9 protein-coding genes are annotated in these 8,066 nt (G+C 66.1%); 3 read left to right on the plus strand and 6 right to left on the minus strand.

Annotated features, from left to right (window positions below; translation table 11 throughout):
- Positions 1-269 precede the first annotated feature (269 nt).
- From AC1RWI_RS37325 to AC1RWI_RS37335, 3 genes are all read right to left on the minus strand, one after another.
- Positions 270-1,574 carry an MFS transporter gene (locus AC1RWI_RS37325; RefSeq protein ID WP_492870819.1) on the minus strand — a complete coding sequence of 435 codons (1,305 nt, stop codon included), beginning with the start codon at positions 1,572-1,574 and terminating at the stop codon, positions 270-272.
- A gap of 116 nt (positions 1,575-1,690) precedes the next feature.
- Positions 1,691-1,933: a hypothetical protein gene (locus AC1RWI_RS37330; protein ID WP_006162792.1), complete on the minus strand. Its 243-nt coding sequence runs from the start codon at positions 1,931-1,933 to the stop codon at positions 1,691-1,693.
- Positions 1,926-3,362: an aldehyde dehydrogenase family protein gene (locus AC1RWI_RS37335; protein WP_043344427.1), complete on the minus strand. Its 1,437-nt coding sequence runs from the start codon at positions 3,360-3,362 to the stop codon at positions 1,926-1,928. The genes AC1RWI_RS37330 and AC1RWI_RS37335 overlap by 8 nt, the downstream gene beginning before the upstream one ends.
- Before the next feature lie 189 nt (positions 3,363-3,551).
- Here AC1RWI_RS37335 and ppa point away from each other — a divergent pair, with 189 nt between their 5' ends.
- Complete coding sequence (gene ppa, locus AC1RWI_RS37340; RefSeq protein WP_043344428.1) at positions 3,552-4,079, plus strand: inorganic diphosphatase; 528 nt, start codon at positions 3,552-3,554, stop codon at positions 4,077-4,079.
- Positions 4,080-4,259: 180 nt separating this feature from the next.
- Complete coding sequence (locus AC1RWI_RS37345) at positions 4,260-4,814, plus strand: cytochrome b (RefSeq protein WP_043344431.1); 555 nt, start codon at positions 4,260-4,262, stop codon at positions 4,812-4,814.
- A gap of 19 nt (positions 4,815-4,833) precedes the next feature.
- On the opposite strand, the gene AC1RWI_RS37350 is transcribed toward AC1RWI_RS37345, so the two are convergent.
- Positions 4,834-6,000, minus strand: coding sequence for a GNAT family N-acetyltransferase (locus AC1RWI_RS37350; protein WP_492870821.1), 1,167 nt, complete (start codon positions 5,998-6,000; stop codon positions 4,834-4,836).
- 318 nt (positions 6,001-6,318) lie between these two features.
- Here AC1RWI_RS37350 and glnK point away from each other — a divergent pair, with 318 nt between their 5' ends.
- Positions 6,319-6,657, plus strand: a complete 339-nt coding sequence (glnK, locus tag AC1RWI_RS37355) for a P-II family nitrogen regulator (protein ID WP_006162803.1) — start codon at positions 6,319-6,321, stop codon at positions 6,655-6,657.
- A 95-nt stretch (positions 6,658-6,752) separates the two neighbouring features.
- Here the strand turns inward: glnK and AC1RWI_RS37360 are convergent, their stop codons facing one another.
- Entirely contained in the window at positions 6,753-7,394 is a 642-nt protein-coding gene (locus AC1RWI_RS37360) for a trimeric intracellular cation channel family protein (protein ID WP_043344436.1), read from the minus strand.
- Positions 7,395-7,407: 13 nt separating this feature from the next.
- Positions 7,408-8,066: Smr/MutS family protein (locus AC1RWI_RS37365; RefSeq protein ID WP_492870820.1), on the minus strand; the 659-nt coding region annotated here is incomplete at its 5' end.

Genomic DNA, 8,066 nt, shown 5'->3' on the forward strand with positions numbered 1-8,066 from the left:
GCCTTGAGGCGATACTCAGACATGGGTCCCTCTTTTCCGCTCTTTTCGCCGAAGCCCGAGGCGCCCCATACGGCCTCTGAACACCTTCACGGCTCGCTTCGCATCGCGAGTGGGTGATTCCCGCCCCTTCGGGCGGGAATCACGGCCCCACCGAATCGATGGTCCGGCGATGTCGTTTCCGTTCCCCCTGGTTGGCTCCCCTCTCCCACTTGTGGGAGAAGGGCCGGGGGAGAGGGCGGGCGTACCTTGTTGCGCCGGCCTTCGATCTCCTATTTGTTCACCATCCGCGCCGGCACCGACAGCGTCAACGCCGCGCCCGCCACCAGACACGCCGCCAGCAGGTACATCCCGGAGTCCGTGCTCTGCGTCATGTCTTTCAACCAGCCCACCGCATACGGGCTGATGAACCCAGCCAGGTTGCCCAGCGAGTTGATCAGCGCAATCCCCGCGGCCGCGCCTGTGCCAGCCAGGAAAGCCGTCGGCAGGCTCCAGAAGAGCGGCAGGGTGGTCAGGATGCCGATGGTGGCCAACGTCAGGCCGAGCAGTGCCAGCACGGTGTTGTTGTGCCATTGCACCGACAGCACCAGGCCGACTGCGCCCAGCAGCGCGGGAACGGCGATATGCCAGCGGCGTTCGCGGGTGCGGTCGGCGCTGTAGGCAACCAGCACCATGCCGACCACCGCGCAGCCGTAGGGGATGGCGGTGAGAAGGCCGATGTCCAGCGGGCTTTTCACGCCGGTCTGCTTGATGATGGTGGGCAGCCAGAAGCTCACGCCGTACAGGCCCATCACGAAGCTGAAGTAGATCGCGCTCATCAGCCACACGCGCGGGCTGGACAGCACCTTGCCGATCGGCGCGTCTTCCTTGTGCATGTCCTCGGCGGCGATATTGCGCTGGAGCAGGGCCTTTTCTTCGTTGCTCAGCCACTTGGCGTGGACGATGCGGTCGTCCAGGTAGGCCAGCACCACCAGCCCTACCAGCACCGACGGGATGCCTTCGAGCAGGAACATCCATTGCCAGCCGGACCAGCCGTTGCGGCCGTCGAATGATTGCATCATCCAGCCCGACAGCGGCCCACCGATGACGCCGGAGAGCGCGATCGCGGTCATGAAGAAGGTGGTGGTGCGCCCGCGCCGGTGCGACGGGTACCAGTAGGTCAGGTACAGGATGATGCCGGGGAAGAAGCCGGCCTCGGCGATCCCCAGCAGGAAGCGCAGCACGTAGAACATGGTCGGCGTGGTGACGAACATCATCGCCGCCGAGATCACGCCCCAGGTGATCATGATCCGCGCGATCCAGATGCGCGCGCCGACCTTGTGCAGGATCACGTTGCTGGGCACCTCGAAGAGGAAGTAGCCGATGAAGAAGATGCCCGCGCCGAGGCCGTAGATGGTCTCGCTGAACTTCAGGTCGCCGAGCATCTGCAGCTTGGCGAAGCCGACGTTGACGCGGTCCAGGTACGCCACCACGTAGCAAAGCAAAAGGAACGGCACCAGTCGCAAGGTCACCTTGCGGTAGGTGGCGTCCTCGAACGCGGGGTCGGCGGCGCCGGAGTGTACTGCGGTTGTTGTCATGCTGTCTCCTCTTGGATCTGTCGATCTACATGGATCTATTTTTCTGGTTGCACGATACCGCCGGGGTGGCGCCGCTTGCGGCGCCGGAAAAAAACTGCCAGGTCTGGGCGAATGCCTTAGTGGGAGAACGGGCCGCGGCCGCGCAGCGCGTTGGCGACCATCATCAGCGCGAGCAGGAAGGGCAGCGCCACGTAGAGGCACCAGTGCACGCGGTCCCCCACGGTGTCGCCCCATTTGCGCTTGAAGACCTGCAGGCGCGGCATGGCCGAGGGGTTGGTGGCGCGTTTGTTTCTGACGTGCCACGCCATCCAGAAGAAGAAAATGGCGAAGGCGACGGACAGGAAGTTGATATTACCCATGTTGAATTGCGATGGTTTTCAGTGTGGTGAATCCGTACAGGGCTTCGAAGCCCTTCTCGCGGCCGTAGCCGGACTGCCCGCTGCCGCCAAAAGGTAGCTCTACCCCGCCGCCGGCACCGTAGTTGTTGATAAAGACCTGGCCCGCGCGCAGCTTGTGCGCCAGGCGCAGCTGGCGCGCGCCATCGCGGGTCCAGATGCCGGCGACCAGGCCATAAGGCGTGCCGTTGGCCAGCGCAATGGCTTCTGCCTCGGTGTCGAACGGTGTGGCGGCCAGCAGTGGGCCAAACACTTCCTCCTGCGCCAGCCGGTGCGTGGGCGGCACGTCGCGGAACAGCATCGGCACCTGGTAATAGCCGGACTCCGGCGCTTGCGCCACGATCTGGCCTTGCGCCATGGCGGTAATGCCGGCGTGCTGCGCATCGGAGACGAAATCCCAGACGCGCTGCTGCTGCTTGCGGTTGATCAGCGGGCCGCATTCCAGGTCCAGCTCCGACGGCCCTACGCGCAAGGACTCGAACACCGTGGCCAGGCGGTCGAGCACGGCGTTGTAAAGCGGGCGTTCCACCAGCACGCGGCTGCCGGCCGAGCAGGTCTGGCCCGCGTTCTGCACGATGCCGTTGACGATGACCGGCACCAGCGCGTCGATGTCGGCATCGGCAAAGACGATCTGGGGCGACTTGCCGCCGAGCTCCAGCGTGACCGGCACGTGGTTCTCGGCTGCCATCTGCGCGATCAGCTTGCCGGTCTGCGGCGAGCCGGTGAAGGAGATGTGGTTGATGCCGGTGTGGCGCGCCAGCGCGGCGCCGGCTTCATGGCCGTAGCCGGTAACGATGTTCAGCGCGCCCTCGGGCAGGCCGGCCTCGGCCGCCAGCTCCGCCACGCGCAGCAGCGACAGGCAGGCGTCTTCGGCGGGCTTGACCACGCAGGCATTGCCCGTGGCCAGCGCCGCGCCCACGCTGCGCCCGAAGATCTGCAGCGGGTAGTTCCACGGGATGATGTGGCCGGTCACGCCATGCGGCTCGCGCACGGTCAGCACGGTAAAGCCGGGCTGGTAGGGGATGGTCTGGCCGTGCAGCTTGTCGGCCGCGCCGGCGTAGAACTCGAAGTAGCGCGCCACGGCGCGCGCGTCGGCGGCGGCCTGGCGCAGGGGCTTGCCGGTATCGCGCGCTTCCAGCGCGGCGAGCTCGGCCTCGTGCTCGATCAGGGTCAGCGCCACGCGGTTGAGCAGGCGGGAGCGCTCGGCGGGCGCCATCGCGCCCCAGGCGCCGTCGGCGGCCTGGCGCGCGGCGTGCACGGCCACGTTGATGTCGACCGCGTTGCCGCGGGCGATTTCGGCGAAAGGCTCGCCGCTGGATGGGTCGAATACCTTGATGCGCAAGCCGGAGTCCGGCGCGATCAGGCGGTTGGCAACGAAGTGCTGGGCGTGCATTGGATAGCTCCGGCTGGATGCGACTGCCAGGCTGTGGCTGGCAGTGCGCCTGTCGATGCGGCTTTCGGACAATGCGCCATTATCACTCACGGCGCGAGACGCGCAAGGCACGCGCCGCGTCAGGCCTGGGTCAGCTTCGAAACGCTATAATGCCCGCCATCCTCAAACACAGGCATCTGGAGAGCAAGCATGAGCTTCAACCTCGTTTCCCCCGGCAAGGACATCCCGAACGATTTCAACGTCATCATCGAAATCTCCGCCCAGAGCGATCCGGTGAAGTACGAAGCCGACAAGGAAACCGGCCTGCTCTTCGTCGACCGTTTCATCGGCACCGGCATGCGCTACCCGGCCAACTACGGCTTCATTCCCCAGACCCTGTCGGGCGACGGCGACCCCGTCGACGTGCTGGTGCTCTCGCCGTTCCCGATCCTGGCCGGCGCAGTGGTGCGCTGCCGCGCGCTGGGCATGCTCAAGATGACCGACGAGTCGGGCGTGGATGCCAAGCTGGTCGCCGTGCCGCTGGACAAGCTGTCGCCCGCCACCGCCTTCATGAAGGGCCTGTCGGACGTGCCGCAGAACCTGCTGGACCAGATCAAGCACTTCTTTGAGAACTACAAGGCACTCGAGGCAGGCAAGTGGGTCAAGGTGGAAGGCTGGGCCGGCATTGAAGAAGCCCATAAGGAAATCACCGACGGCGTGGCGAACTACACCAAGTAAGCCCCGGCAGCCATGGCCAGTCATGCCCGATTCCGGCGCGTGGCTGAACCGATGCTGAAAAAACCCCGCTGCGGCGGGGTTTTTTGTTGCGCCAGGCTTGATGGAAACCAAAGACGCCATAAAGCCGGTGGGTTAAGCTTCAATCACAGAACAACTCGGCAGGCAAACTGCCTATTCCCCATGTCCACTACCTTTTCGACGCCGTCCACCCTGGCACGGTATTCCGGCCCGGCGGTGTTCTTCCACTGGGCAGTATTCCTGCTGATCGCCACCGCGTACGCCGCGATCGAGCTCAAGGGCTTTCTGCCCAAGGGCAGCGCTTCGCGGGCGTTGTCGATGTCGGTGCACACGTGGGCTGGCGCGCTGGTGCTCGTCCTGGCGGTGCCGCGCCTCCTGTGGCGCCTGGTGCGCGGCGCGCCGGCGCCCGAGCCCGGTCCGCGCTGGATGCAGCTGCTCGGCAGCGCCATGCACTTCGTACTCTATCTGTTCATATTCGCGCAGCCCGTGCTGGGCCTGCTGGCGCTCAACGCCGACGGCCACCTGCTGACGGTGCCAGGCCTTGGCATCGAGCTGCCCTCGCTGGTGGCGCAAAGCAAAGACCTGAAAGAGATCCTCGAGGACGTCCACGGCACACTGGGCACCGCCTTCTACATGGTGATCGGGCTGCACGCCATCGCGGCGCTGTTCCACCACTACATGCTGGGCGATAACACGCTGCGGCGCATGTGGCGCTAGTGCGGCGGGCAAGCCGGCCTTAGCCGCGTGCAAACGGCGTGCGGTCGTTGAGCTCGTCCAGGTAGGCATCGATGCCCTGGCGCTCGCGCACCAGGAAACGCTCCACGGCATCGGCAAAGGACGGGTGCGCCAGCCAGTGCGCGGAGCGGGTCGCCACTGGCAGGAAGCCCCGCGCCATCTTGTGCTCGCCCTGGGCGCCGCCTTCGAAGGTACGGATGCCCTGGGCGATGCAAAACTCCAGCGGCTGGTAGTACGCCGTCTCGAAATGCAGGCAGGGGTGGTGCTCGAGTGCGCCCCAGTAGCGCCCGAACAGGGTGCTGCGCGCCGGGTCGTCGTCATAGACCACCAGGGACGCGGCAATCGGCTGGCCGGCACGCTCGGCCACCACCAGCAGCAGGTTCTGCGGCATGGCGGCGCCGATGCGCTGGAAGAAATCCAGGTTCAGGTAGGGCGTGGAATGATGCTCGCGGTACGTTTGCCGGTAGCAGCGGTTGAAAAAGCGCCATTGCGCCTCGTCGATCTCGGGCCCGCGCAACTGGCGGAAGGTGATGCCGGCGTCGGCCACGCGGCGCCGTTCGGCGCGGATGTTCTTGCGTTTCTTTTGCGAGAGCGTGGCCAGGAACGCGTCGAAGCTCTCATAGCCCGGGTTGGTCCAGTGGAACTGCACGCCGTGGCGCATCAGCATGCCGGCGTCTTCCATCAGCGCGGCCTCGTGCTCGTCGGGAAACAGCACGTGCAGGGAGGACAGCTGGCTTTGTTCCGCCACCGCCAGTGCACATTGCAGCAGGCAGCGGCGCGCGTCTTCGTCCTCGGCCAGCAGCCGCGCACCTTGCACGGGCGTGAAGGGAATCGCGGACAGCAGCTTGGGGTAGTAGGGCAGGCGATGCTGCGCGTAGGCGTCGGCCCAGGCCCAGTCGAACACGTATTCCCCATAAGAGTGCGACTTCGCGTACAGCGGCATGGCCGCCGCCAGGCGCTCGCCACCCTCGGCGCGTAGCGCCCATAACGTCAGGTAGCGCGGGCTCCAGCCGGTCTCGTCGCAGGCGCTGCCGCTGGCATGCATGGCATGCAGGAAGGCGTGGCGCAGGAACGGCGTGGCCCCGGGCTGGGCTGCCACCAGGGAGTCCCACTCGGCCTCGGGCAGCTCGGACAGATCGAAAACGATCTGCGTGCGATAATTCTCCATCCGCTCGTGTTCCTGCCGGCCTTGTGCCGCAGCCGCCCCCGGGGTGGCCGCGTCGGGCTGGTCGGAGCCGGGCTTGAAAGATTCAGGCTGCATTGCGCTAGATTTGCTCATCATCGGCGCTGCCCTCGGGCGGCGCCCTTGTTCCGGCATGGCTGCTATGGCTGCTACGGCCGCTATGGCTGATCACGCCGCGCCCGCGCAGATGCGGGCGGGCAACGGTTGAGTCTACCGGAAATGGCGCGGTGCGGCAGGCCACATCCCGCTGCCGGCAGGCAGGCTAAAATCTCTCACTAACCAACGACTATATAAGGGGCCAACATGAAGCAGATTACCGCCATCATCAAACCGTTCAAGCTGGACGAAGTGCGCGAGGCGCTGGCTGACGTCGGCGTGACCGGCCTGACGGTAACAGAGGTGAAGGGCTTTGGCCGCCAGAAGGGGCATACCGAGCTGTATCGCGGCGCAGAGTATGTGGTCGACTTCCTGCCCAAGATCAAGATCGAGGTCGTGGTTGCCGAGAACCAGCTCGACACCGTGCTGGACGCCATCGTCAAGGCAGCGCACACCGGCAAGATCGGCGACGGCAAGATCTTCGTGACCGAGATCGAGCGCGTGATCCGCATCCGCACCGGCGAGCAGGACGAAGCCGCCGTTTAAGCATTCGGGCGCCCAGGCCTTTTTGGCGTTCAAGCGCCGGCGGGCAATCCAGGCGATCCCACGGGAGGGGGCGCCTGGATTGCCGCTGTTGTTGCCTAGCTCGGCAGCTTCCAGCCGAAGCGCACGCACAGCAGGCGCGCCGCCGTGATGGTGATGGCGCCCGCCAGCAGGGCCAGTTCCTGTTCGGCCTGCAGCCAGGTCAGGCCAATATAGACGCAGCAGCCGACGAAGGCACAGGTGGCATAGGGCGAGCGGTCCCGCAGGATCATCGGCACCTCGTTGCACAACACGTCGCGCACCACGCCACCGAACACCGAAGAGATGATGCCCATCATGACCGCCACGGTCGGGGTCATCTGCGCCACCAGCGCGAGCGATGTGCCGGTGACGGAAAACAGCCCCAGGCCGATCGCATCGGCCGTGATCATGGTGCGCTCGGACGCCACCCGGCTGACCACCCGCAGCACGAACGACGCGCCGAGCGACATCACGAAGATCAGGATCACATAGCCTTCGTGGTCGACCCAGTAGAAGGGGCGGCGGTCCAGCAACACGTCGCGCACCGTGCCGCCGCCGAAGGCGGTGGCGAATGCCACCACGAAGGTGCCCACGGCATCGAAGCGTTGCTTGCGCGCATCGACCACGCCGGAGACGGCAAAGGCGAGCACGCCCACTACTTCCATGACATGCAGGATCAGGGGCAACCGCCCCATCAGGAGATCGAGCGGCAGATGCATCGTGCGCGCCGTCTCAGGCGTGCGGCTGGCGCAGCAGCACCATCAGCGCGCCGGCCCCACCCTCGGCGCCGCGTGCCTGCACGAAGGCCAGTACTTCTTCCTTCTGTACCAGCCAGCTGCGCACCTTACCCTTGAGCACGGGCGTCTTGTCCGGCGAGCCGTTGCCTTTGCCGTGGATCACGCGCACGCAGCGCACGCCACGCTTGACCGAGCGCCGCACGAACTCGGCCAGTGCCTCGCGCGCTTCTTCGCTGCGCAGGCCGTGCAGGTCGATCTTGTCCTGGGGCACCCATTCGCCGCGACGCAGCTTCTTGACCACGTCCATGCCAATGCCGGGGCGGCGGAACGACAGGGTCTCGTCGGTATCGAGCAGGTTCTCGACATCGAACTCGTCCGAAAGCGACGCGGCCAGCACGGCTTTGTCGTCCAGCTGGGTTTGCACCGGCACGGGCGCCGGGTGGCGGGGCGCGGGAGTGACGCGGTTGCGGTCGCGCAGCGTGTTGACGTTGCCAACGCTGCTGCGGAATACGTCGGCTTCTTCGCGGGCGCGCTGCGCGGCTTCGTCCGCCGCGCGGCGCTCGGCTTCGCGCCGCTCGGTGTCGGCCTTGAGGGAGTCGCGCAAGCCGGACAGGTCGGTCAGGCCGAAACGCTTGGGCGGGCTGGCGGCAGGGG

Source organism: Cupriavidus sp. MPR-AND1C, assembly GCF_058809705.1.